The sequence below is a fragment of the Klebsiella pneumoniae genome, assembly GCF_000742135.1.
Classification (GTDB): Bacteria; Pseudomonadota; Gammaproteobacteria; order Enterobacterales; family Enterobacteriaceae; genus Klebsiella; species Klebsiella pneumoniae.
This window is the reverse complement of record NZ_KN046818.1, coordinates 93,878-117,602: the sequence shown is the minus strand read 5'-3', so window position 1 is coordinate 117,602 and position 23,725 is coordinate 93,878. Positions and strand designations below refer to the sequence as shown.

23 protein-coding genes are annotated in these 23,725 nt (G+C 59.3%); 9 read left to right on the top strand and 14 right to left on the bottom strand.

Going from position 1 to position 23,725, the window contains the following annotated elements; all coding sequences use genetic code 11:
* Window positions 1-14: 14 nt before the first annotated feature.
* Together DR88_RS24315 and celB are read left to right on the top strand one after the other, a co-directional pair.
* Complete coding sequence (locus tag DR88_RS24315; RefSeq protein ID WP_004192387.1) at window positions 15-1,322, top strand: 6-phospho-beta-glucosidase; 1,308 nt, start codon at window positions 15-17, stop codon at window positions 1,320-1,322.
* Between the two features lie 26 nt (window positions 1,323-1,348).
* Complete coding sequence (celB, locus tag DR88_RS24320; protein WP_004146783.1) at window positions 1,349-2,701, top strand: PTS cellobiose transporter subunit IIC; 1,353 nt, start codon at window positions 1,349-1,351, stop codon at window positions 2,699-2,701.
* 55 nt (window positions 2,702-2,756) lie between these two features.
* Here the strand turns inward: celB and treC are convergent, their stop codons facing one another.
* The 3 genes from treC to treR form a co-directional block, all read right to left on the bottom strand.
* Window positions 2,757-4,412, bottom strand: a complete 1,656-nt coding sequence (treC, locus tag DR88_RS24325; RefSeq protein ID WP_004146784.1) for an alpha,alpha-phosphotrehalase — start codon at window positions 4,410-4,412, stop codon at window positions 2,757-2,759.
* 51 nt (window positions 4,413-4,463) lie between these two features.
* Window positions 4,464-5,882, bottom strand: coding sequence for a PTS trehalose transporter subunit IIBC (treB, locus tag DR88_RS24330; protein ID WP_004146785.1), 1,419 nt, complete (start codon window positions 5,880-5,882; stop codon window positions 4,464-4,466).
* Between the two features lie 130 nt (window positions 5,883-6,012).
* Complete coding sequence (gene treR / locus DR88_RS24335; protein WP_004146786.1) at window positions 6,013-6,960, bottom strand: trehalose operon repressor TreR; 948 nt, start codon at window positions 6,958-6,960, stop codon at window positions 6,013-6,015.
* 18 nt (window positions 6,961-6,978) lie between these two features.
* Here treR and mgtL point away from each other — a divergent pair, with 18 nt between their 5' ends.
* Window positions 6,979-7,194 carry a mgtA regulatory leader peptide MgtL gene (gene mgtL, locus DR88_RS31710; protein WP_219620685.1) on the top strand — a complete coding sequence of 72 codons (216 nt, stop codon included), beginning with the start codon at window positions 6,979-6,981 and terminating at the stop codon, window positions 7,192-7,194.
* A gap of 145 nt (window positions 7,195-7,339) precedes the next feature.
* Complete coding sequence (gene mgtA, locus DR88_RS24340) at window positions 7,340-10,048, top strand: magnesium-translocating P-type ATPase (RefSeq protein ID WP_004146787.1); 2,709 nt, start codon at window positions 7,340-7,342, stop codon at window positions 10,046-10,048.
* Window positions 10,049-10,120: 72 nt separating this feature from the next.
* Here mgtA and ridA read toward each other — a convergent pair whose 3' ends face one another.
* From ridA to DR88_RS27515, 5 genes are all read right to left on the bottom strand, one after another.
* Window positions 10,121-10,507 (bottom strand): 2-iminobutanoate/2-iminopropanoate deaminase, encoded by a 387-nt coding sequence (gene ridA / locus DR88_RS24345; RefSeq protein ID WP_002886926.1) that lies wholly within the window; start codon window positions 10,505-10,507, stop codon window positions 10,121-10,123.
* Window positions 10,508-10,659: 152 nt separating this feature from the next.
* Window positions 10,660-11,121: an aspartate carbamoyltransferase regulatory subunit gene (gene pyrI, locus DR88_RS24350; protein WP_002886927.1), complete on the bottom strand. Its 462-nt coding sequence runs from the start codon at window positions 11,119-11,121 to the stop codon at window positions 10,660-10,662.
* Window positions 11,122-11,134: 13 nt separating this feature from the next.
* Window positions 11,135-12,070, bottom strand: a complete 936-nt coding sequence (pyrB, locus tag DR88_RS24355; RefSeq protein ID WP_002886928.1) for an aspartate carbamoyltransferase — start codon at window positions 12,068-12,070, stop codon at window positions 11,135-11,137.
* 2 nt (window positions 12,071-12,072) lie between these two features.
* The gene (locus DR88_RS31620; protein WP_227650304.1) at window positions 12,073-12,132 is read right to left on the bottom strand and encodes a pyrBI operon leader peptide; all 60 of its coding nucleotides are present in this window, start codon (window positions 12,130-12,132) and stop codon (window positions 12,073-12,075) included.
* Window positions 12,107-12,211: a pyrBI operon leader peptide gene (locus DR88_RS27515; protein ID WP_002886930.1), complete on the bottom strand. Its 105-nt coding sequence runs from the start codon at window positions 12,209-12,211 to the stop codon at window positions 12,107-12,109. Before DR88_RS27515 ends, DR88_RS31620 begins: the two co-directional genes overlap by 26 nt.
* Before the next feature lie 194 nt (window positions 12,212-12,405).
* Here DR88_RS27515 and DR88_RS24360 point away from each other — a divergent pair, with 194 nt between their 5' ends.
* Window positions 12,406-12,858 carry a YhcH/YjgK/YiaL family protein gene (locus DR88_RS24360; protein WP_025861368.1) on the top strand — a complete coding sequence of 151 codons (453 nt, stop codon included), beginning with the start codon at window positions 12,406-12,408 and terminating at the stop codon, window positions 12,856-12,858.
* A 61-nt stretch (window positions 12,859-12,919) separates the two neighbouring features.
* Here DR88_RS24360 and argF read toward each other — a convergent pair whose 3' ends face one another.
* Window positions 12,920-13,924 (bottom strand): ornithine carbamoyltransferase, encoded by a 1,005-nt coding sequence (gene argF / locus DR88_RS24365; protein ID WP_004178387.1) that lies wholly within the window; start codon window positions 13,922-13,924, stop codon window positions 12,920-12,922.
* The gene (gene argL / locus DR88_RS31705) at window positions 13,894-13,989 is read right to left on the bottom strand and encodes a putative translational regulatory protein ArgL (RefSeq protein WP_370736902.1); all 96 of its coding nucleotides are present in this window, start codon (window positions 13,987-13,989) and stop codon (window positions 13,894-13,896) included. Before argL ends, argF begins: the two co-directional genes overlap by 31 nt.
* 98 nt (window positions 13,990-14,087) lie before the next feature.
* On the opposite strand from argL, the gene rraB reads away from it, so the two are divergent.
* Together rraB and miaE are read left to right on the top strand one after the other, a co-directional pair.
* Window positions 14,088-14,510: a ribonuclease E inhibitor RraB gene (gene rraB, locus DR88_RS24370; RefSeq protein WP_002886947.1), complete on the top strand. Its 423-nt coding sequence runs from the start codon at window positions 14,088-14,090 to the stop codon at window positions 14,508-14,510.
* 58 nt (window positions 14,511-14,568) lie between these two features.
* Window positions 14,569-15,333, top strand: a complete 765-nt coding sequence (gene miaE, locus DR88_RS24375) for a tRNA isopentenyl-2-thiomethyl-A-37 hydroxylase MiaE (protein ID WP_004178389.1) — start codon at window positions 14,569-14,571, stop codon at window positions 15,331-15,333.
* 269 nt (window positions 15,334-15,602) lie between these two features.
* On the opposite strand, the gene DR88_RS24380 is transcribed toward miaE, so the two are convergent.
* The 4 genes from DR88_RS24380 to pepA form a co-directional block, all read right to left on the bottom strand.
* Window positions 15,603-16,106: a GNAT family N-acetyltransferase gene (locus tag DR88_RS24380; protein WP_004152275.1), complete on the bottom strand. Its 504-nt coding sequence runs from the start codon at window positions 16,104-16,106 to the stop codon at window positions 15,603-15,605.
* A gap of 120 nt (window positions 16,107-16,226) precedes the next feature.
* Window positions 16,227-19,082, bottom strand: a complete 2,856-nt coding sequence (locus tag DR88_RS24385) for a valine--tRNA ligase (protein ID WP_025861364.1) — start codon at window positions 19,080-19,082, stop codon at window positions 16,227-16,229.
* Entirely contained in the window at window positions 19,082-19,525 is a 444-nt protein-coding gene (gene holC / locus DR88_RS24390; protein WP_002886953.1) for a DNA polymerase III subunit chi, read from the bottom strand. The genes DR88_RS24385 and holC overlap by 1 nt, the downstream gene beginning before the upstream one ends.
* A 119-nt stretch (window positions 19,526-19,644) precedes the next feature.
* Window positions 19,645-21,156, bottom strand: coding sequence for a leucyl aminopeptidase (gene pepA / locus DR88_RS24395; protein ID WP_002886954.1), 1,512 nt, complete (start codon window positions 21,154-21,156; stop codon window positions 19,645-19,647).
* Between the two features lie 389 nt (window positions 21,157-21,545).
* Here pepA and lptF point away from each other — a divergent pair, with 389 nt between their 5' ends.
* Complete coding sequence (lptF, locus tag DR88_RS24400; protein WP_002886955.1) at window positions 21,546-22,643, top strand: LPS export ABC transporter permease LptF; 1,098 nt, start codon at window positions 21,546-21,548, stop codon at window positions 22,641-22,643.
* Window positions 22,643-23,725 (top strand): LPS export ABC transporter permease LptG, encoded by a 1,083-nt coding sequence (gene lptG / locus DR88_RS24405; RefSeq protein WP_002886956.1) that lies wholly within the window; start codon window positions 22,643-22,645, stop codon window positions 23,723-23,725. The genes lptF and lptG overlap by 1 nt, the downstream gene beginning before the upstream one ends.

The following is a 23,725-nucleotide window of genomic DNA, read 5'->3' as shown; positions in this document are numbered from 1 at the left end:
GAAAAGAGGACACTATGCAAGCACTGAAAATTGCCGTTATCGGCGGCGGCAGCAGCTACACGCCGGAGCTTATTGAAGGGATTATCGTTCGTTACGAGCAGCTTCCGGTCACAGAGCTGGCGCTGGTAGATGTCGAATCCGGCCGGGAAAAGGTGGAGATCATCGCCGCGCTGACCCGGCGGATGCTGAAACATAAAGGGCTGGAGCAGGTGGCGGTCAGCGTCCACTTTACGCTCGATGAGGCCATCCGCGGCGCCAGCTTTGTGCTGACCCAGCTGCGTGTCGGACAGCTGGCGGCGCGCGCCGCCGATGAGCGGCTGGGTCTCAAGTACCACCTGCTGGGCCAGGAGACCACCGGCGTCGGCGGTTTTGCCAAGGCGCTGCGGACGATCCCGGTGATCCTTGAGGTGGCGCGCAAAGTGGAACAGCTGGCGCCGGAAGCGTTCATTCTCAATTTTACTAATCCGGCGGGGATCGTCACCGAGGCGGTCAGCCGCTACAGCAAGGCGAAGATCATCGGCCTGTGCAACGTGCCGATCAACATGCAGCACATGATCGTCGGGATGTTGGGCGCCCAGGAGTCCGAAGTGAAACTGCGCTTTGCCGGGCTCAACCATATGGTCTGGGTGCATAAGGTGCTACAGGGGCGTGAGGATGTCACCGGCAAGGTGATCGACATGCTGTGCGACGGTAAGGCGCTGTCGATGAACAACATTAAAGAGCTGCCGTGGCCAGCGGAATTCCTGCGCGCGCTGAAGGCGATTCCGTGCCCCTATCATCGCTATTTTTGGCTGACGCCGGCGATGCTGGCGGAAGAGATCGCCGCGGCGAAAACCAAGGGCACCCGCGCCGAACAGGTGATGAAAGTCGAGCAGGAGCTGTTTGCGCTGTACGCCGACCCGCAGCTGGAAGAAAAACCGGAGCAACTGAGCTTTCGCGGCGGCGCCTACTACTCGGAGGTGGCCGTCGAGCTTATCAACGCGATCTACAACAACCTGGGCGCGGAGATGGTGGTGAATACCCGCAACAACGGCGCGATTCATGGCCTGGATGATGATGCGGTGGTGGAAACCAACAGCATTATTGATGCGCAAGGGGCGCGGCCGCTGGCGTTCGGCCCGCTGCCGCCGGCGATGAATGGCCTGACCCAGCAGGTGAAAGCCTTCGAGCGGTTGACGATTGAAGCCGCGGTACACGGCTGTCGCGAAAGCGCACTGCTGGCGCTGGTGACCAACCCGCTGGTCGGTAACGTCACCGATGCCCAGGCGCTGCTGGATGAAGTATTAACCATCAACCGTCAATGGCTGACGCAATTTAACTGACCGCTATTTCCCCTCGGGAGCACACCATGTCGAATACAAGCTGGATTGAACGTTACGTCATGCCGGCGGCGCTGAGAATCGCCGGGCAAAAGCACGTCCTGTCGGTGCGCGACGGCATCATTCTCAATATGCCGTTTATGTTGATTGGCTCATTCTTCCTGATTTTCGCCTACCTGCCGATCCCCGGCTATGCCGATATGATGAGCAGCCTGTTTGGCGAGGTCTGGCGCGATAAAATGTTGTACCCGGTGAAAGCGACCTACGACATCATGGCGCTGATTTCCAGCTTCGGCATCGCCTACCGGCTGGCGGAGAAGTATCGCACTCTCGATCCGCTGAGCGCTGGAGCGATGTCGCTGGTGGCCTTCATGATGACGATCCCGCAGAACACGCTGTTTACGCCGGTACACGGCGCGGCGGAGGTGATTAAAGGGGTGATCCCGGTGAGCATGGTCGGCAGCCAGGGGCTGTTTGTCGCCATTGTCATTTCGCTGCTGTCGACGGAGATTTATCGTTTGGTCGCCAGCCGCAATCTCGTTATCCGCATGCCGGACGGCGTGCCGCCGGCAGTGGCGAAATCATTCCTCGCCCTGATCCCCGGCTTCTGCGTGCTGGCGGTGGTGCTGGCGCTGCGCCTGGCGGTCGAGGCCTCGCCGTTCGGCGACATCAACAGCATGATCGCCACTTTGATCGGTATTCCGATGCATCACGTCGGCGGTACGCTGCCGGGCATGATTATTTCAGTCATTTTGATTGGTATTTTGTGGACCCTGGGCCTGCACGGCGACGCGATCGTACTGGTGTTTATCCAGCCGGTATGGCTGTCGAATATGTCAGAGAACCTGACGGCCTTCCAGAACGGTCAGCCGATCCCGCATATCATTACTCAGCAGTTTTACGATCTGTGGATTGCCCCCGGAGGTACCGGCGCGCTGCTGGGGCTGGTGATTTTTATGTTGCTGCGTAGCCGTAGCCAGCAGATGAAGCAGCTGGGGAAAATTGCCGCGCCCGGGGCATTGTTTAACATCAGCGAGCCGATGGTGTTTGGCATCCCGCTGGTGATGAACCCGTACTTTTTCCTGCCGTTTATTTTAACGCCGGTGCTGCTGGTGATCGTGTCCTATACCGCGATGGCGACCGGGCTGGTGGCGCCGCCCGCCGGAATCGCGCTGCCGTTCACCACGCCGATCTTCATCAGCGGCTATCTGGCGACCGGAGGGCATATCTCCGGCACGGTGCTGCAGGTGGTGAATTTAGCGATTTCGCTGGTGGTCTACTATCCGTTCTTCCGCGCCTGGGATCGGCTAAAGGCAAAAGAAGAGCACGCCTCGGCGCAACCACAAGCGAGCGCTGCGATTGCTGATGCCGACCGCGCATAACTTCCAGCCTGACGAATCGTAGCCCCGGTGAGCGTTGCGCCACCGGGGAAAAGCGTTATCCCTGCAGCCACCATATCGCTTCGAACGGCCGCAGCGTCAGCCCGGTCGGGCGCGGGGTGGTCTCGGCATAGTTGCTGATGATCATCTTCCACTCGCCCGGGGCCTCAGCGGGCTGCCAGGCCTGCAGCTCGCGGCTCAGGTTAGCGGCGACTACCAGCGTTTGCCCCTGCCACTGACGACGATAGCACCACAGCGACGGATGCTCCGGCAGCAGATCCTCGTAATCGCCCCAGGTCAGTAGCGGCAGGGTTTTACGCAGCGTAATCAGCTGCTGATAGGCATAAAACACCGAATCGGGGTCCGCCAGCTCCGCCTCGACGTTGATCTCCTGGTAATTATCGCCAAGGCCGATCCACGGCTCACCGTCGCTGAAGCCACCGTTCTCGCCGGCGTGCCACGGCATCGGCGTGCGGCTGTTGTCGCGCGACTTGCTGGCGAGGATCGCCAGCAGTTCGTCCGGGCTTTGCCCCTGCGCCGCACGTTCGATAAACATATTGTGGCTTTCGACGTCACGGTAATCGCTGATGCTGCTGAAGTGCGGATTGGTCATGCCGATCTCTTCGCCCTGGTAGATATAGGGCGTGCCCTGCATGCCGTGCAGCACCATCGCCAGCATCTTCGCCGCCGTCACCCGGTACTCGCCTTCGTCGCCAAAGCGCGACACGATGCGCGGCTGATCGTGGTTACACCAGAACAGCGCGTTCCACGCCCGATTGTGCATTCCCTGCTGCCAGTGGCGGAACAGCGCCTTCAGCGCCACATAGTCCGGGCGGGCGAGGGTCCATTTCTCTCCGCCGGGATAATCGACTTTTAAATGGTGGAAGTTAAAGGTCATCGACAGCTCGCGGCCGTCCAGCGCGGCGTACTGCTGGCAGTGCTCCAGCGAGGTGGAGGACATCTCGCCGACGGTCATCAGGTTACGCGGGGTGAAGACATCGCGGCTCATCTCCTGCAGGAACTCATGCACCCGCGGGCCGTCGGTATAGAAGCGGCGGCCATCCCCGTCCAGATCGCAGGGAAAGGTCTGGTCTTTTGAGATCAGGTTGACCACGTCGAGGCGCAGACCGTCGACGCCGCGGTCAGCCCAGAATTCGCAGACCTTTTTCAGCTCGGCGCGCACCGCCGGATTCTCCCAGTTGAGATCCGCCTGCTCAATGGCGAACAGGTGCAGATAATACTGCCCGCTGTCGGCGTGCCACTGCCAGGCGTTACCGCCAAATTTAGAGCGCCAGTTGTTCGGCAGGGCGTCCGGTTCGCCATCGCGCCAGATATAGAACTGGCGGTAGGGACTCTCCTTATTCAGCGACTGACGGAACCATTCATGTTCGGTCGACGTGTGGTTCAGCACCATATCCAGCACGATACGGATGCCGCGGGCCTTCGCCTCCGCCACCAGGGCGTCAAAGTCGGCCATCGTGCCGTAGGAGGGATCGATGGCGGTGTAGTTCGCCACGTCGTAGCCGTTATCTACCTGCGGTGAGACGTAGAACGGCGTCAGCCAGATGGCGTCGACCCCAAGCTTTTGCAGATAGTCGAGGCGGGAGGTGACGCCGCGCAGGTCGCCGGTACCGCTGCCGGTGGTATCCTGAAAACTCTTCGGATAGATTTGATAAATAACGCCGTTTTGCCACCAGTGGGGGAGATGATTCATAGTACTTTCCTGCTGCAACGAGGGGCGCCAAAGGCGCCCCGAAAGAAGAAGTTAGACAATCTGCAAGGTGCCCTGACGGTACTTGCGCTGATACACCACGCTGGTGAGGATAATCGGCACCACCACCGCGATAGCCATCGCCATGGCGTACACCTGCCAGTAGGTAGGCTGGATGGAGAGGATCCCCGGCAGGCCGCCGACGCCGATGCCGTTCGCCAGCACGCCGTTCAGGCCGCACAGCAGGCCGGCGAGGCCAGAGCCAATCATTGCGCACAGCATCGGGAAGCGGTATTTCAGGTTGATACCGTACATCGCTGGCTCGGTGACCCCGAGATAGGCGGAGATCGCCGCCGGTACCGAGATTTCACGTTCATTCTGCTTGCGGCTGGCGATGATGATGCCGACCACCGCCGACGCCTGGGCAATATTCGACAGCGCAATCAGCGGCCACACCGGGGTACCGCCCATGCTCTGGATCATCTGCATATCGATAGCGAGGGTGGTCTGGTGGACACCGGTAATCACCAGCGGCGCGTAGAGGAAGCCGAACAGCGCGGCGCCGATCGGCGCGAAGCTGCCGGTTAACAGATGGCGTACCGCGAAGGCCACGCCGTCGCCGATCAGGCGGCCGAACGGACCGATAATGGCGTGCGCGAGGAACACCGCGAGGATCAGCGAGCAGACCGGGACAATCACCAGGTAGAGGTAGTCAGGCACAATGCGCTTGAGGCGCGTCTCGATAAAGCCTAAGGCCAGGCCAGCCAGCAGGGCCGGGATCACCTGCGCCTGGTAGCCGACTTTGGCAATGGTAAACAGGCCGAAGTTCCACACCTCCGGCACCTGCTGGCCGAGGAGATAGGCGTTCATCAGCTGCGGGGAGACGAGGGTGACGCCAAGGACGATCCCGAGGATCGGCGTGCCGCCCATCTTCTTCACCGCTGACCAGCAGATCCCCACCGGCAGATAGAAGAAGATCGCCTCGCCAATCAGCCACAGGAAGTCATAGATGGTTTTCAGCGACGGGTGCATCTGGGCCAGCGTCTGGCCATTGCTCATGGGCAGGTCGCCGATAACGTTGCGGAAACCGAGGATCAGACCGCCGCTGATCAGGGCCGGCAGCAGGGGAAAGAAGATCTCGGCGAAGTGCGAGATTAACTGTTCATGCCACTTCATATTTTGCCGCGCGGCCTGCTTGACCTGCTCTTTATCGGCGGAGGTCTGGCCGGTGGTCGCCAGCAGGGCCTTGTAGTAATCGCCCACCTCGGTGCCGATGACCACCTGGAACTGGCCGGCGTTAGTGAAGCATCCCTTCACCATGCGCAGCTGCTCAATCTCTTTTGGTCTGGCGATGGCCGGGTCGTTCAGCACAAAGCGCAAACGGGTAATACAGTGGCTGACGGTGGCGATGTTACCGCGCCCGCCCACCAGTTCGATCAGTTTATCGATGTCCTGCTGGTTTACTTTGGTCATGATGAAGCCTCAAAAACAGAGGGGAGAGATGCCGTTTTTACCTTGAGGGCATCCTAACCGTTCCGTTTAATTTGCAAAATGGGAACGTTCCCGAAACCCGGCGACGATCACATAAATCGCCCGAGCGAGATTAATTGAGGGCGGCGGGAATCACGATCTGGCGGGGATCGATGCTGCCGGCGATCTGCTCGATCAACTGCCGGGCGGCCCGGCGTCCGGACTCGGCATAGCCCGGATCGACGGTCAAGATTTCCGGGTGGAGAAACTTCATCAGCGGCGTGCTGCCGACGCTGGCGAGCTGCAGCGCATCGCGACCCTGCTGCTGGAGGTACTTGCTGGCGCCGAGAGCGAGGGTATCCGTCGCGCAGACCAGGGCGCTGGTTTCAGCCATCAGCACGCTGGCGACGGTGTCATATCCCTGCTTCATGCCCAGCCCCGGCAGGGCGGCGGTGGGCGTCAGACGATGCTTTTCACAGAAGGTGAGATAGGCCAGATGGCGGCGTTCGCCGGTGGTGACGTCGCTGTGCGGTACGCCAAGAAAACTGATGTGGCGGTGTCCGCGATCGTAGAGCCGCTGCATCAGCAGCGTGATGGCTCCCTCGTCGTCATAGCACACCGAGGCGAAGCCGGGAGCGTCGCGGGCCATCAGCACCAGGGTGTCGCGCCAGGGGGCGAGCATCGCTTCGTCGATGCCGGTAAAACCGAACAGCACCACGCCGTCAATATTGCGCCGGGCGAGCATGCCGAGATGCTCCTCCACCAACGCCGGGGAGAACTGGCTCTCCATCATAATCGGATCGTAACCCTGCTCATAAAAGGCGGGCAGCATGGTCTGCACGGCAAGGTTTTCCGACAGCGAATCGAGACGGGTGACGATAATCGCCACCACTTTATCGCTCTGGCCGCGCATGGCGCGGGCGGAACGGGAGGGCGAGAAACCGTGCTGCTGCATCACCGCTTCGACGCGCTCGCGGGTCCGTTCGCTGACCCCGCTCTCGTTGTTAAGGACGCGGGATACCGTCGATTTCCCTACGCCGCTTAAGCGCGCGATATCTTTGATGGTCAGCCGGTTCTGCATGCGGAATTCTCGTCAGGGATGGTAGAAGTGAGCCTAATGCTACTCAACCAAACCGCAATGAGCAAAGTCTGGTTTACGTTCGGTTTAGTTGCGCGGGTTTATCATCGCCATTATTGCCACACAATCCTCAGCGAGGGCGCTATAATTCGCGCCGTTTATATTCACTTACCGGAGATAGTTATGGACCCCGATCCCACTCCTCATCCTCGATGGAGCAACCTTTCTTTCCGGTAAGCCTGTTTAACACTGCTTTACCGGAAAGCGTAAAGCAGTGACGTCCTTGATGTCCCTGCCATAAAAATAACATGCCTGACAGGTAGGTTTTGCTACGCCCGTCGGCAACGCTGCGTTCGCTTTGGCGAGCGCGGAGGGACTGTTTATGCTGAAAAATTATACCCGGCAGCTGTTCGCGCAGCTTAGCCGCCATCTGCCACGTCGTTTAGTCCAGCGCGATCCGCTGCCGGACGCCCGCCATCTGGCGAGTGGCCCCATTCCTGAATCGCTTGGTCAGCATTGCCTGAACGTGGCGGCGATGGACGACCAGGAGATCTGGCGCGCCTTTGACAGCCACCCTGAAGGGCTCAATGAAGGCGAAGTGGCGGCGAAAATTCTCAAACATGGTGACAACCAGATCCCGGCGCAGAAGCCCTCCCCGTGGTGGGTGCATCTGTGGACCTGCTATCGCAACCCGTTCAACCTGCTGCTGACCGTGCTCGGCATCGTCTCCTATTCCACCGAGGATCTGTTCGCCGCCGGGGTTATCGCCCTGATGGTGGGGATCTCGACATTGCTCAATTTCATCCAGGAGGCGCGCTCGACCAAAGCGGCGGATGCGCTGAAGGCGATGGTGAGCAACACCGCCACCGTGCTGCGGGTGGTGAACGAGCAGGGGGAGAGCCGCTGGCTGGAGCTGCCTATCGACCAGCTGGTGCCGGGCGACATTATCCGGTTGTCGGCGGGGGATATGATCCCGGCGGACCTGCGTATCCTGCAGGCGCGGGATCTGTTCGTCGCCCAGGCCTCGCTGACCGGCGAATCGCTGCCGGTGGAGAAAGTGGCCCGCAGCCGCGATCCGCTGCAGCAAAACCCGCTGGAGTGCGACACCCTGTGCTTTATGGGCACCAACGTGGTGAGCGGCTCGGCGCAGGCCATCGTCTTCGCCACCGGCGGCCGCACCTGGTTTGGCCAGCTGGCCGGCCGCGTCAGTGAACAGGAGAGCGAGCCGAACGCCTTTCAGAAGGGCATCAGCCGGGTCAGCATGCTGCTGATTCGCTTTATGCTAGTGATGGCCCCGGTGGTGCTGCTGATCAATGGCTACACCAAAGGCGACTGGTGGGAGGCGGCGCTATTCGCGCTGTCGGTGGCGGTCGGCTTGACGCCGGAGATGCTGCCGATGATTGTCACTTCGACGCTGGCGCGCGGGGCGGTGAAGCTGTCGAAGCAAAAGGTCATCGTGAAGCACCTCGACGCCATTCAGAATTTCGGCGCGATGGACATCCTCTGCACTGATAAAACCGGCACCCTGACCCAGGATAAGATTGTGCTGGAGAACCATACCGACGTCTCCGGCAAGGTCTGCGAGCGGGTACTGCATGCCGCCTGGCTCAACAGCCACTACCAGACCGGCCTGAAAAACCTGCTCGACACCGCGGTGCTGGAGGGCGTTGAGCTGGATGCCGCCCGCGGGCTGGCGGAACGCTGGCAGAAGGTGGATGAGATACCCTTCGACTTCGAACGCCGCCGCATGTCGGTGGTGGTGAAGGAGGATGACGCCGCGCATCAGCTGATCTGCAAAGGGGCGCTGCAGGAGATCCTCAACGTCTCGACCCAGGTGCGCTACAACGGCGATATCGTACCGCTGGACGACACCATGCTGCGCCGCATTCGCCGGGTGACCGATACCCTCAACCGGCAGGGGCTGCGGGTGGTGGCGGTGGCGACTAAATACCTGCCGGCCCGCGAAGGCGACTACCAGCGCGCCGATGAGTCGGACCTGATCCTTGAAGGTTACATCGCCTTCCTCGATCCGCCGAAAGAGACCACCGCCCCGGCGCTGAAGGCGCTGAAGGCCAGCGGCATCACGGTGAAGATCCTCACCGGCGACAGCGAGCTGGTGGCGGCGAAGGTGTGCCATGAAGTGGGACTGGATGCTGGCGAAGTGGTGATTGGCAGCCAGATCGAAGCCATGTGCGACGACGAACTGGCGGCGCTGGCCAAACGCACCACGCTGTTCGCCCGCCTGGCGCCGCTGCATAAAGAGCGTATCGTGACGCTGCTCAAGCGTGAAGGTCACGTGGTGGGCTTTATGGGCGACGGCATCAACGACGCCCCGGCGCTGCGCGCGGCGGATATCGGCATCTCGGTCGACGGCGCGGTGGATATCGCCCGCGAGGCGGCGGATATCATTCTGCTGGAGAAGAGCCTGATGGTGCTGGAGGAGGGGGTAATCGAAGGCCGCCGCACCTTCGCCAACATGCTCAAGTACATCAAAATGACCGCCAGCTCCAACTTCGGCAACGTTTTCAGCGTGCTGGTGGCCAGCGCCTTCCTGCCGTTTCTGCCGATGCTGCCGCTGCACCTGTTGATTCAGAACCTGCTGTACGATGTCTCCCAAGTGGCGATCCCGTTTGATAACGTCGATGATGAGCAGATCCGCAAGCCGCAGCGCTGGAACCCGGCCGATCTCGGGCGCTTTATGGTCTTCTTTGGACCGATCAGCTCGATTTTCGATATCCTCACCTTCGGCCTGATGTGGTGGGTGTTCCACGCCAATACCGTGGAGATGCAGACCCTGTTCCAGTCCGGCTGGTTTATCGAAGGGCTGCTGTCGCAAACGCTGATTGTGCACATGATCCGCACCCGTCGCATTCCGTTCGTTCAGAGCCGGGCCGCCTGGCCGCTGTTCGCCATGACCTTGGTGGTGATGGCGGTGGGTATCGCGCTGCCGTTCTCGCCGCTGGCTAGCTACCTGCAGCTGCAGGCCCTGCCGCTGAGCTACTTCCCATGGCTGGTAGCGATCCTGGCGGGCTATATGGTGCTGACCCAGGCCGTGAAGGGCTTCTACAGCCGCCGCTACGGCTGGCAGTGAGAGACGCGTTTTCGGATGACCCACGTAAAAAAGGCAGCCACTGGCTGCCTTTTTTCATGCCGAGGTTAGCGATCAGCGACGCACGGCGATGGCTTCGATCTCGATCTTCACGTCTTTCGGCAGACGTGCGACTTCAACGCAGGAGCGCGCCGGGAAGGTGGCGTTATGCTCGGTGAAGAACGCTTCGTAGGTGGCGTTAACGGTAGCGAAATCGTTGAGATCTTTGACGAATACGGTGGTCTTGACGATATCGCCGACGGTGAGGCCTGCGGCTTCAACGATCGCTTTCACGTTGTTCAGCGACTGGCGCGCCTGCGCGGACACGTCTTCCGGGACGCTGCCGGTTTTCGGGTCGACCGGGATCTGGCCAGAGGTGATGATCATGCTGCCGAGGTCAACGCCCTGAACGTAGGGGCCAATCGCCGCTGGTGCATTTTCCGTCGCAATAGTTTTGCTCATGTTATCTCCAGATGAACTGAGTAATGTTACGCAAAATCATTCAGGTTGCCGCCAGGCGGTAAGCGCTGTATCGCCGGCGCAGACGCCGCCTGAAGGACGAAGCGTAGGGTGGTAGCCATTATAGGGAGGCCTACCACCAATACCAACCGCATTTAGTTGGCCAGCACCACATAATGAGAAAACTCTTTTTCGCAGTATTTACATTTGAGTGCGATGTCATCAGCGCGTTTTTTCACTGCAAAACTGGAAGAAACCGGTTCGGCGTGGCTGATACAGTTGCTGTTCGGACAGACCAGCACGCTGTCGATACGATCCGGCAGGCTCGGGCGGGATTTGCCCACCACTTCGTAATCATCAATGCGGTTTACCGTCGCCTGCGGGGCGTACAGCGACAGCTGGTTAACCTGCTCGTCGGTCAGGAAGGTGTTCTCGATTTTAATCAAATCCTTGCGGCCCATCTCGCCGGAGGGCAGGTTCAGGCCGATGGTGATGCGCTGGTCGGTTTCGGTCAGTTTGAACAGGGTGAGCAGCTTAAAGCCGACCTGCGCCGGGATATGGTCAATCACGGTGCCGCGTTTGATCGCTTCTACCTGCAGTTTATTGTCGTGTGTCATCTCTCATTCCCCCTTACAGTGCCAGCTCGCTATTCAGTACCAGTGCCAGTAACGCCTGGCGGGCGAAGATGCCGTTACCGGCCTGCTGGAAGTACCAGGCGTGCGGTGTTTTATCGACATCGGTGGTGATTTCATCAATGCGCGGCAGCGGGTGCAGCACTTTCATGTTGGCGCGCGCCCCTTCGAGGTCGGCGGCGCGCAGGACGAACTGCGCTTTGACGTTGGCGTATTCCGACGGATCCAGACGCTCTTTCTGCACGCGGGTCATGTACAGAATATCCACTTCCGCCATCACGTCGTCGATGGCGCTATGCAGGCTCCAGGCGATGCCTTTTTCATCGAGCATATCGAGGATGTACTGCGGCATGGCCAGCGCGTCCGGGGCGATGAAGTAGAAGCGGTTGCCGTTGAATTTGGCCAGCGCCTGGGTCAGGGAGTGGACGGTACGGCCATACTTCAGATCGCCGACCATCGCCACGTTGAGGTTTTCGAGGCGGCCCTGGGTCTCCTGAATGGTGAACAGGTCGAGCAGGGTTTGGGTCGGGTGCTGGTTAGCGCCGTCGCCGGCGTTCAGTACCGGCACGCCGCCGGAGAATTCGGTCGCCAGGCGCGCGGCGCCCTCCTGCGGATGACGCATCACGATGGCGTCGACGTAGGTGCTGATGACGGAGATGGTATCCGCCAGCGTTTCCCCTTTTTTGCCCAGTGAGGTGTTGGCGCTGTCGGAAAAGCCGACCACGCTGGCGCCCAGGCGGTGCATCGAGGTTTCAAAAGAGAGGCGGGTGCGGGTCGAGGCTTCAAAGAAACAGCTGGCGATAACCTTATGCTTCAGCAGCTCGGGTTGTGGATTGGCTTTCAGCTTTGCCGCCGTCGCCAGCACCAGTTCGAGGTCTTCGCGGCTGAGATCGTTTATGGAAATGATATGTTTTTGATATAGCGGGTTAGCCATGCTTATCTCCTGACGCCTGGGCAAAAAAAAAGCCCCTTAAATAAGGGGCTTCGGGAATCCAATGAGCAACGGAAAGAAAAACGGCAGGCCAGCGTCTGCATTGAGACGCGCTAAGACAGAATGTCGTACACAATTGGCCATGCTTCCTCCCGGCAAAACGACTGGCATTATACGCAGACCGTTATGACGATCAAGCGATTCATTCACAAACAGGTAATCGTTTGCCTGTCGAAAAGTGCGCCAGCGCAAAGAAGTGTGAAACTGTACTGGTATGGCAGCCGCGATGGGGGTATAACACGATAAAATGAAATGCTGTTTTATATTTGAGGTAAGCAATGATTATTGGCAATATCCACCATCTGCAGCCATGGCTGCCTGCCGCGCTGCGCGAGGCTATCGAACACGTTATCGCTCAGGTCAGCGAGGCGACGCCGCTGGGTAAACACGCTATCGACGGCGACAACCTGTTTTATCTGATTTCTGAAGACACCACCGAGCCGCAGGCCGCGCGCCGCGCGGAGTACCATGCTCGCTATCTCGATATCCAGATTGTGCTCCGCGGCAGCGAGGGGATGACCTGCAGCACCTTGCCGCCAGGAGAGCCGCAGACCGACTGGCTGGCGGAGAAAGACATCGCTTTTCTTGCCGAAGGCCAGCAGGAGAAAACGGTGATCCTTAACGAAGGGGACTTTGTGGTGTTTTATCCCGGCGAAGTGCATAAACCGCTGTGCGCCGTTGGCGCCCCGGCGAAGGTGCGCAAAGCGGTGGTGAAGATGCTGATGGCGTAAAATGGCGAACCGAATCCCGGATGAACGCCGTGCCATCCGGGACACAGCCGCGAGCGAGGGGCTATTTGCTCAGCGTCGCCACCATCACCGCTTTGATGGTGTGCATCCGGTTTTCCGCCTGGTCGAAGACCACGCTCGCCGCCGACTCAAACACCTCGTCAGTCACCTCCATGCCGCCGTGCAGGCCGTAATCGGCAGCCATCTGTTTGCCCAGCGTGGTCTGGTCGTCGTGGAACGCCGGCAGGCAGTGGAGGAACTTGACCTGCGGGTTGCCGGTCAGCGCCAGCATCGCGCTGTTAACCTGATAGTCGCGCAGCAGGGCGATACGTTCGGCCCATTTTTCCTTCGCCTCGCCCATTGAGACCCAGACGTCGGTATAGATAAAATCGGCGCCTTTCACCCCCGCGGCGATATCTTCCGTCAGGGTGATGTTGCCGCCCTGCTGTTTGGCCAGCGCGGTGCAGGTCTCCACCAGCGCGGCCTCCGGCCAGCAGGCCGATGGCGCCACCAGGCGCAGATCCAGACCGGTCAACGCGGCGGCTTCCAGCATCGAATTGCCCATGTTGTTGCGCGCGTCGCCGGCGTAGACCAGCGTCATCTGGTTAAAGGCTTTGCCCGGCAGATGCTCTTTCATGGTCAGCAGGTCCGCCAGCAGCTGGGTGGGGTGGAACTCGTTGGTGAGGCCGTTCCACACCGGCACGCCGGCGTATTGCGCCAGGGTCTCTACCACTTCCTGGCCGTGGCCGCGGTACTGAATGCCGTCGTACATCCGTCCGAGCACGCGGGCGGTGTCCTTGATCGACTCTTTATGGCCAATCTGGCTGCCGCTTGGCCCCAGATAGGTCACGCGGGCGCCCTGATCGTATGCGGCAACTTCGAAAGAGCATCGTGTACGGGTTGAGTCTTTTTCGAAGATGAGCGCGATGTTTTTCCCTGCCAGTTTCTGGACTTCGATACCGTTTTTCTTATCGGCTTTCAGCTTTGCCGCCAGCTCGAGCAGGGCGGTGATTTCTGCAGGCGTAAAATCGAGTAACTTTAAAAAATGCTTCTGGTAAAACGCAGACATGGTTCCCTCACCTGGCATAGGCCACTAATTGAATTAAAATTCAATTTATATGTATGAATATTCATTTGCAAGTCTGTGATCGAAATCTTTCACTGAGAAGTGGAGGCAATGACGGCGGTATGTGACAATAGGGATAACTGCCGCACATTATGAGGAACGAGCCATGGCAAACCCGGAACACCTGGAAGAACAGCGTGAAGAGACGCGTCTGATTATCGAAGAGCTGCTGGAAGATGGCAGCGATCCGGACGCACTGTACACGATTGAGCATCACCTCTCTGCAGACGATTTCGAAACCCTGGAGAAAGTGGCGGTTGAAGCGTTCAAGCTGGGCTACGAAGTGACCGAGCCCGAAGAGCTGGAAGTGGAAGAGGGTGACATGGTCATCTGCTGCGATATTCTGAGCGAATGCGCGCTGAACGCAGACCTGATCGATGCCCAGGTGGAACAGCTGATGACGCTGGCAGAAAAATATGACGTCGAGTATGACGGTTGGGGCACTTATTATGAGGACCCGAACGGTGAAGACGGCGACGACGATGACGAAGAGTATGTCGATGAAGACGACGATGGTGTTCGCCACTAAGTCGCAAATGTCGTAGATGGATACGGCGGCGCCTGCCGCCGTATAGCAAGGAACTTTCATGGATTACCCGCAGATTCTTTCCCCGATTATCAACTTCCTGCACTGCCCGACGCCGCAGGCGTGGATTGACGAAGCCCGCAAGCCGGAAAACCTGCCGCTGCTGCTGACCGACCATATGGTGTGCGAGCTGAAAGCGGCGCAGAACGCCATGCTGCTGGTGCGTCGCTACGTCGCGGATAAAGCTGACGCCGACGAACTGTTGGCCTGCCTGAAGCCGTACGAAGACTTCACCTACCGCCGGGGGCCGGAGCCGGATTTTGTCACCCTGCATAAACGGATCAACAAAAGCGCCATGCCGCAGACCGACGACCCGTGGGGCCGCCAGCTGCTGGACAGCATGATTTTGTTGATTAAAGAGGAACTGCATCATTTCTGGCAGGTGCGGGAGATGATGCTGGCGCGCGATATCCCCTACGTCAAAATCACCGCCAGCAACTATGCCCGCGGCCTGCGGCGCGAAGTGCGCTCGCATGAGCCGGTGATGCTGATCGATAAGCTGATCTGCGGCGCCTATATCGAGGCCCGCTCTTGCGAACGCTTTGCCGCCCTGGCGCCGTGGCTGGACGACGATCTGCAAAAGTTCTACCTGTCGCTGCTGCGCTCCGAGGCGCGTCACTATCAGGACTATCTGGATCTGGCGCAGAAGATTGCCGGAGAAGATATCAGCGAGCGGGTGCGCCAGCTCGGCGAGGCGGAAGCGGCGCTGATCCTCCGTCCCGAGGCCGAGTTCCGCTTTCACAGCGGTGTGCCGGTAGCGGCGTAACCCACGATATTCGGGCCCTGTAGCCCCGGTAGCCACTAACACCGGCAGTTTCAGTAGCCATGGGGAGAGATAGCGTTGAGAGCTTCAGCTCGCAATGGTACGGGCCGTAGGTCGGGTAAGGTTAGCCGCCACCCGACAAAAAAACGGCACCGCGAGCACGGGTAAGGTGCCATTCGGGACATACCCGGCTCGCGCTACGCTTAGCCGGGCTACCGAACTGTAGCCCCGGTAAGCGTAGCGCTACCGGGGACGCCTGCGATATCGAGGCGCTACAGCGTTTTCAGCATCCGTACTTCGCAGTCCACGTGGCCGGTGCAGCCCAGCGGCCCGTCAATGTGCTCGAAGCCAAGATGTTCATATAAGCCGATCGCCTCCGTCAGGAAGGCGGTGGTTTCCAGATAGCAGCGCTTAAACCCTTGTTCGCGGGCGTAGTCCAGCGCCAGCAGCGCTAGCTTCTTCGCCAGCCCCTGGCCGCGGGCGCTGGTCATAAAATACATTTTCTGCAGCTCGCAGATATCCGGCTCGCTGCAGGCGAGCGGCGCGACGCCGCCGCCGCCAACCACTTCCCCCTCTTGCTCCACCACCCAGTAGGCGGAGCCCGGCTGGCTGTACAGCTCATACAGCTCATCGAGATTCGGGTCGGCGACCGTATAGCCTTTATCGGCGGTCAGGCCATATTCAGCCGAGACCTGGCGGATGACCCTGGCGATGGCGGCATTGTCTGCCGCCGTAATGCGACGCAGCAACGTCGCCGCGGGGACGCTCGTATTCATACAATGACTCATTACCCAAAAAAGACGAATGATGATGTTAATAACATCGCGACAGGGGAAAGCGCAAGCGAGGATGTTTCATAAAAAACGCCCCTTGCCGGGTGGCAAGGGGCGGGAGGATCACAGCGCGGCGATCACCGCCTGCTGTTCAATCAGCTTCGCTTTCGCTTCCGCGTAGCCTTCCAGCTTCTCGCGCTCTTTAGCGATCACCGCTTCCGGCGCGCGGGCGACAAAGCCTTCGTTGGCCAGCTTGCTCTCGATGCGGCCAATTTCACCTTCGATTTTGGCCACTTCTTTCGCCAGACGCGCCAGCTCATCTTCTTTATTGATGAGGCCCGCCATCGGGATCAGCAGCTCGGCGCCGTCGACAATCTTGGTCACCGAGACCGGACCTTTATCATCGGCAGGCAGCACGGTAATGCTTTCCAGACGCGCCAGGTTCAACAGGAAGCTGCGGTTGTCGTTCACACGACGCTCGGCCTCTTTGCTGCAGCCGCGCAGCAGCAGTTCCAGCGGTTTGCCCGGAGCGATGTTCATTTCCGCACGGATGTTACGCACGGCGACGATCGCCTGCTTCAGCCATTCGGTGTCGGCCAGCGCCGCGTCATCCACCTGAGAAGCATCGTACTGCGGGAACGGTTGCAGCATGATGGTGTCGGCGGTGATCCCGCAGATCGCTTTCACGCGCTGCCAGATGGTTTCGGTAATGAACGGAATGATCGGATGCGCCAGGCGCAGCAGACCTTCCAGCACGGTGACCAGAGTATGGCGAGTCCCGCGCAGCTCCGCTTCGTTGCCACCGTTCATAACCGGCTTGGTCAGCTCCAGGTACCAGTCGCAGAACTGGTTCCAGGTGAACTCATACAGGATGCCGGCGGCGATATCGAAGCGGAAGTTATCCAGCGCTTCGCGATACGCTTTCACGGTGTGGTTGAATTCCGCGATGATCCAGCGGTCGGCGAGGGAGAGCACCATTTCGCCGCCGTTGAAACCGCAATCCTGATCTTCGGTGTTCATCAGCACGAAGCGGCTGGCGTTCCACAGCTTATTACAGAAGTTACGGTAACCTTCCAGACGCTTCATATCCCAGTTGATGTCGCGGCCGGTAGAGGCCAGCGCCGCCAGGGTGAAGCGCAGGGCGTCGGTGCCGTGCGGCTCGATGCCGTTCGGGAACTGTTTCTCGGTACGCTTGCGGATTTTATCCGCCAGCTGCGGCTGCATCATGTTGCCGGTACGTTTTTCCAGCAGTTCCGGCAGGGTGATACCGTCAACCATATCCAGCGGGTCAATGACGTTACCCTTGGACTTGGACATCTTCTGGCCTTCGTCATCGCGGATCAGACCGGTCATGTAGACGGTCTTAAACGGAACCTGCGGTTTACCGTTTTCATCTTTGATGAAGTGCATGGTCATCATGATCATGCGGGCGATCCAGAAGAAGATAATGTCGAAGCCGGACACCATCACGCTGGTCGGGTGGAACTGACGCAGGGCGTCGGTGTTTTCCGGCCAGCCGAGGGTGGAGAAGGTCCACAGCGCGGAGGAGAACCAGGTATCGAGAACGTCTTCATCCTGACGCAGGGCAACGTCGGCGCTCAGGTTGTTTTCCTGACGCACTTCGTCTTCGCTACGGCCTACGTAGACGTTGCCGTCGTTGTCATACCATGCCGGGATGCGGTGACCCCACCACAGCTGACGGGAGATACACCAGTCCTGAATATCGCGCATCCAGGAGAAGTACATGTTTTCGTACTGCTTCGGCACGAACTGAATGTCGCCGTTTTCAACGGCTTCGACTGCTGGCTTGGCCAACACGTCCGCGCGCACGTACCACTGGTCGGTCAGCATCGGCTCGATCACCACGCCGCCGCGATCGCCGTAAGGGACGGTCAGGTCGTGCGGTTTGATCTCTTCCAGCAGGCCGAGGGCGTCAACTGCCGCAACAACGGCTTTACGCGCCGCGAAGCGTTCCAGTTTCTGGAACTCCGCCGGGATCTCGCTGGAGTAGACGTCGGATTCATTGCCTTTGGTGTCGTAGACTTCCGCGCTTTCGCGGATGTCGCCGTCAAAGGTAAGGATGTTGATCATCGCCAGCTGGTGACGACGACCCACTTCGTAGTCGTTAAAGTCGTGCGCCGGGGTGATCTTCACGCAGCCGGTGCCTTTTTCCATGTCGGCGTGCTCGTCGCCCACGATCGGGATGCGGCGGTTAACCAGCGGCAGCACCACGAATTTGCCAATCAGATCTTTGTAGCGCGGATCTTCCGGGTTAACGGCCACGCCGGTATCGCCCAGCAGGGTTTCCGGACGGGTGGTGGCGACCACCAGGTAATCTTTACCGTCAGCGGTTTTCGCGCCATCGGCCAGCGGGTAGCGGATGTGCCACATGGAACCTTTCGATTCGCGGTTTTCCACTTCGAGGTCGGAAATGGCGGTGCGCAGTTTCGGGTCCCAGTTAACCAGGCGTTTGCCGCGGTAGATCAGGTCTTCTTTGTACAGGCGAACAAAGACTTCTTTCACGGCATTGGAAAGCCCCTCGTCCATGGTGAAGCGCTCGCGCTCCCAGTCCACGGAGTTGCCGAGACGGCGCATCTGACGGGTAATGGTGCCGCCGGATTCCGCTTTCCACTGCCAGATTTTGTCGATAAAGGCGTCGCGGCCGTAGTCGTGGCGGGTTTTCCCTTCTTCAGCGGCAATCTTACGCTCAACCACCATCTGGGTAGCGATACCTGCGTGGTCGGTACCGGCCTGCCACAGGGTGTTTTTGCCCTGCATGCGCTGGTAGCGAATCATGGTATCCATGATGGTTTGCTGGAAGGCATGACCCATATGCAAACTGCCGGTGACGTTCGGCGGCGGGATCATGATGCAGAAGCTCTCCTGGCTTTCATCACCATTCGGTTTGAAATAGCCCTGCTTTTCCCAGTGCTCGTAAAGCGGCTGTTCGATATCTTGTGGGTTGTATGTCTTTTCCATTATTTCCAGGTTGCCGTGTTCAGGTTGAAACCAGCCATGCGGTACGCCTTATAGCGTTCGCGCGCCAGTTGTTTCAGATTGTCTTCGTAAGGGACAAAGTCTATCACTTCTGTGAAAGCGGTGGCAAAATCTGCAAAGTTTAGCCGCAGGCTGATAAGAATATCCCGCGGGCTGCTGTTGCGCTTTTGCGGCCAGGCAATCTCTACCGGCGCGCCGCCTCTCGGGCCTTCGCCCGCCAGATTATGCGGCACAAAGCTCTCCGGCGGCCGCGACCACAGCGCCTCGTCGAGGCGAATCGCCTGCTGTTCATCTTCGCAGGCGATCAGGACGCGCTTGCCGTTGCGCCAACGTTCTGCGGCAATGTCACACACCAGCTGCTCGACGGCGCTCAGGCCGTCGACGGTGGCGTCATTGTCCAGAAGATAGAACGTTGCGTTTTTCATATATGGGGCTTCTTGTTGTGGATTTAAATGCAAAGCCGGGCGGCGCTACGCTTACCCGGCCTACAGTGTGCTGCCGTTTGTAGGCCGGGTAAGGCATCGCCGCCACCCGGCATGTCACATCACTCTTCGCCGTTAAAACCCGCACGATTGAGCAGGAACTGCGACAGCAGCGCCACCGGACGACCGGTCGCGCCTTTGGCCTTACCGGAACGCCAGGCAGTACCGGCGATGTCGAGGTGCGCCCAGTTGTACTTGCGGGTGAAGCGTGACAGGAAACAGCCGGCGGTGATCGCGCCGCCAGGACGGCCGCCAATGTTCGCCATATCGGCAAAATTGGACTCCAGCTGATCCTGGAACTCGTCGGCCAGCGGCAAACGCCATGCGCGGTCGCCCGCCAGTTCGGAGGCGCCGATCAGCTCATGGGCCAGCGGGTTATGGTTCGACATCAGGCCGGTGATGTGATGGCCGAGGGCAATCACGCAGGCCCCGGTCAGCGTCGCCACGTCGATAACCGCTTCCGGCTCGAAGCGCTCAACGTAGGTCAGGACGTCGCACAGCACCAGGCGGCCTTCGGCGTCGGTGTTCAGCACTTCCACCGTCTGGCCGGACATAGTGGTCAGGACGTCACCCGGACGATAGGCGCGGCCGCCAGGCATGTTTTCACAGCCCGCCAGCACGCCGATGACGTTCAGCGGCAGCTGCAGTTCGGCAACCATCCGCATCACGCCGTACACCGCCGCCGCGCCGCACATGTCGTACTTCATCTCGTCCATGCCTTCGGCAGGCTTGATGGAGATACCGCCGGAGTCGAAGGTCAGGCCTTTACCGACCAGCACGATAGGGCGCGCGTCCTCAGCCGGGTTACCTTTATATTCGATGACCGACATCAGCGACTCGTTCTGCGACCCATTGCCGACGGCGAGGTAGGCGTTCATCCCCAGCTCGCGCATCTGCTGTTCGCCGATCACCCGGGTGATGACGTTTTTGCTGTAGGTATCGGCCAGCTGACGCGCCTGAGAGGCCAGATAGGCGGCGTTACAGATGTTCGGCGGCATATTGCCAAGATCTTTTGCCGCTTTGATGCCGGCGGCAATCGCCAGGCCATGCTGAATGGCGCGTTCGCCGCTGGTCAGCTCGCGACGGGTCGGCACGTTAAAGACCATTTTACGCAGCGGGCGACGCGGCTCGCTTTTGTTGGTCTTCAGCTGGTCGAAGCTGTACAGCGTCTCTTTGGCGGTTTCAACCGCCTGGCGAACTTTCCAGTAGTTGTTACGGCCTTTGACGTGCAGCTCGGTCAGGAAGCAGACGGCTTCCATTGAGCCGGTATCATTCAGGGTATTGATGGTTTTCTGGATGACCTGCTTATACTGACGCTCATCCAGCTCGCGCTCTTTGCCGCAGCCAATCAGCAGAATGCGCTCAGACAGAATGTTTGGCACATGGTGCAGCAATAACGTCTGGCCAGGTTTGCCTTCCAGCTCGCCGCGACGCAGCAGGGCGCTGATGTAGCCGTCGCTGATTTTATCGAGTTGTTCGGCGATGGGGGAGAGGCGACGTGGTTCAAAGACGCCGACCACGATACAGGCGCTCCGCTGCTTCTCCGGGCTACCGCTTTTTACACTGAACTCCATGCACTATGCTCCTGAATCTTAAAGACAACAGTGGTGGCTACGGCTATACTCGTCGCCTTTCAAGTTGCAGATGCGCCGGCTGCGCCTGCTTACCCTGACGTGGCACATTGTGCGCGCCAGGGGCCACAGCCCTGCTGCCTTCTTACAACTCGAAATCCATTGAGTATATAATTGCAAGCTTTCGTAACTCATATCCGCTGTTGCGGTGACTTCGTGTTAATCTTAACGTTATTAAGGCCTGGGTTCGTCAGAAAAGATCCTGACATGCAGAACCGATGAGTCATTTAATCTTAGCGACGTTTTCGACGACCAAAGAGAATAAATGACGTTTAAGCCATGAAACAAGCAATTTTCCTGCACTAAAACGGGTTTTTACGGGCGTATTTATAGTGATAATCATAAGATATCTGGTTCGTGAGACGCTGAAAAGCCAGTTGGCGATCCTATTCATCCTGTTACTGATTTTCTTTTGTCAGAAATTAGTCAGGATCCTCGGCGCCGCGGTGGATGGCGATATCCCAACCAATCTGGTGCTCTCGCTGTTGGGGCTCGGCATCCCGGAGATGGCGCAGCTTATCCTGCCGTTAAGTCTGTTCCTTGGCCTGCTGATGACCCTCGGCAAGCTGTACACCGAAAGTGAAATTACGGTGATGCACGCCTGCGGCCTGAGCAAAGCCGTGCTGATCAAGGCGGCGATGATCCTCGCGCTGTTCACCGGCGCGGTGGCGGCGGTCAACGTTATGTGGGCGGGGCCGTGGTCGTCGCGCCATCAGGACGAGGTGCTGGCCGAAGCTAAAGCCAACCCCGGTATGGCGGCGCTGGCCCAGGGCCAGTTCCAGCAGGCCAGCGATGGTAACGCGGTGATGTTTATCGAAAGCGTCAACGGCAACCGCTTCCATGACGTCTTCCTTGCCCAGCTGCGTCCGAAAGGCAATGCGCGCCCCTCGGTGGTGGTGGCGGATTCCGGCGAGCTGTCGCAGCAGAAAGACGGCTCGCAGGTGGTGACCCTCAACAAGGGCACCCGCTTTGAAGGCACCGCGATGCTGCGCGACTTCCGCATTACCGACTTCAATAACTATCAGGCTATTATCGGCCACCAGGCGGTGAGCGCCGATCCGGACGACACCGAACAGATGGATATGCGCACCTTGTGGAAAACCCACACCGACCGCGCGCGCGCCGAACTGCACTGGCGCTTCACGCTGGTGGCGACCGTCTTCATTATGGCGCTGATGGTGGTGCCGCTCAGCGTGGTGAACCCGCGTCAGGGCCGCGTGCTGTCGATGCTGCCGGCGATGCTGCTTTACCTGGTGTTCTTCCTGCTGCAAACGTCGATTAAGTCGAACGGCGGCAAAGGCAAAATGGACCCGGCTATCTGGATGTGGGCGATTAACCTGCTCTATTTTGCGCTGGCGGTGCTGTTAAACCTGTGGGACACGGTGCCGATGCGCCGCTTCCGCGCCCGTTTTAATAAAGGAGCGGCCTGATGCAGGCGTTTGGCGTACTTGACCGTTATATCGGTAAGACGATTTTCAACACCATCATGATGACCCTGTTCATGCTGGTGTCGCTCTCCGGCATTATCAAGTTTGTCGATCAGCTGAAAAAGTCCGGGCAGGGCAGCTACGATGCGCTGGGCGCTGGTCTCTACACCATCCTCAGCGTGCCGAAGGACATCCAGATCTTCTTCCCGATGGCGGCGCTGCTTGGCGCGCTGCTGGGGCTGGGGATGCTGGCCCAGCGCAGCGAACTGGTGGTGATGCAGGCATCCGGTTTCACCCGGCTGCAGGTAGCGCTGGCGGTAATGAAAACCGCGATCCCGCTGGTGCTGCTGACCATGGCCATCGGCGAGTGGGTGGCCCCGCAGGGCGAACAGATGGCGCGCAACTACCGTGCCCAGCAGATGTACGGCGGCTCGCTGCTCTCAACCCAGCAGGGGCTGTGGGCGAAAGATGGCCACAATTTTGTCTATATCGAACGCGTAAAAGGCAACGATGAGCTGGGGGGCGTCAGCATCTATGCCTTCAACCCGGAGCGTCGTTTACAGTCGGTGCGCTATGCCGCTTCGGCAAAATTCGATAGCGAAAATAAAGTGTGGCGTCTGTCGCAGGTGGATGAATCCGACCTGACCGATCCAAAGCAGGTGACCGGGTCGCAGATGGTGAGCGGCACCTGGAAAACCAACCTGACGCCGGACAAACTGGGCGTGGTTGCCCTGGATCCGGATGCGCTGTCGATCAGCGGGCTGCACAACTATGTGAAATACCTCAAGTCCAGCGGCCAGGATCCGGGACGCTACCAGCTCAATATGTGGAGCAAAATCTTCCAGCCGCTGTCGGTGGCGGTGATGATGCTGATGGCGCTGTCGTTTATCTTTGGCCCGCTGCGTAGCGTGCCGATGGGCGTCCGGGTGGTGACGGGGATTAGCTTCGGCTTTATCTTCTATGTCCTCGACCAGATTTTCGGCCCGCTGACCCTGGTCTACGGCATACCGCCGATCATCGGCGCGCTGTTGCCGAGCGCCAGCTTCTTCCTGATAAGCCTTTGGCTGATGATGCGCAAGGCCTAG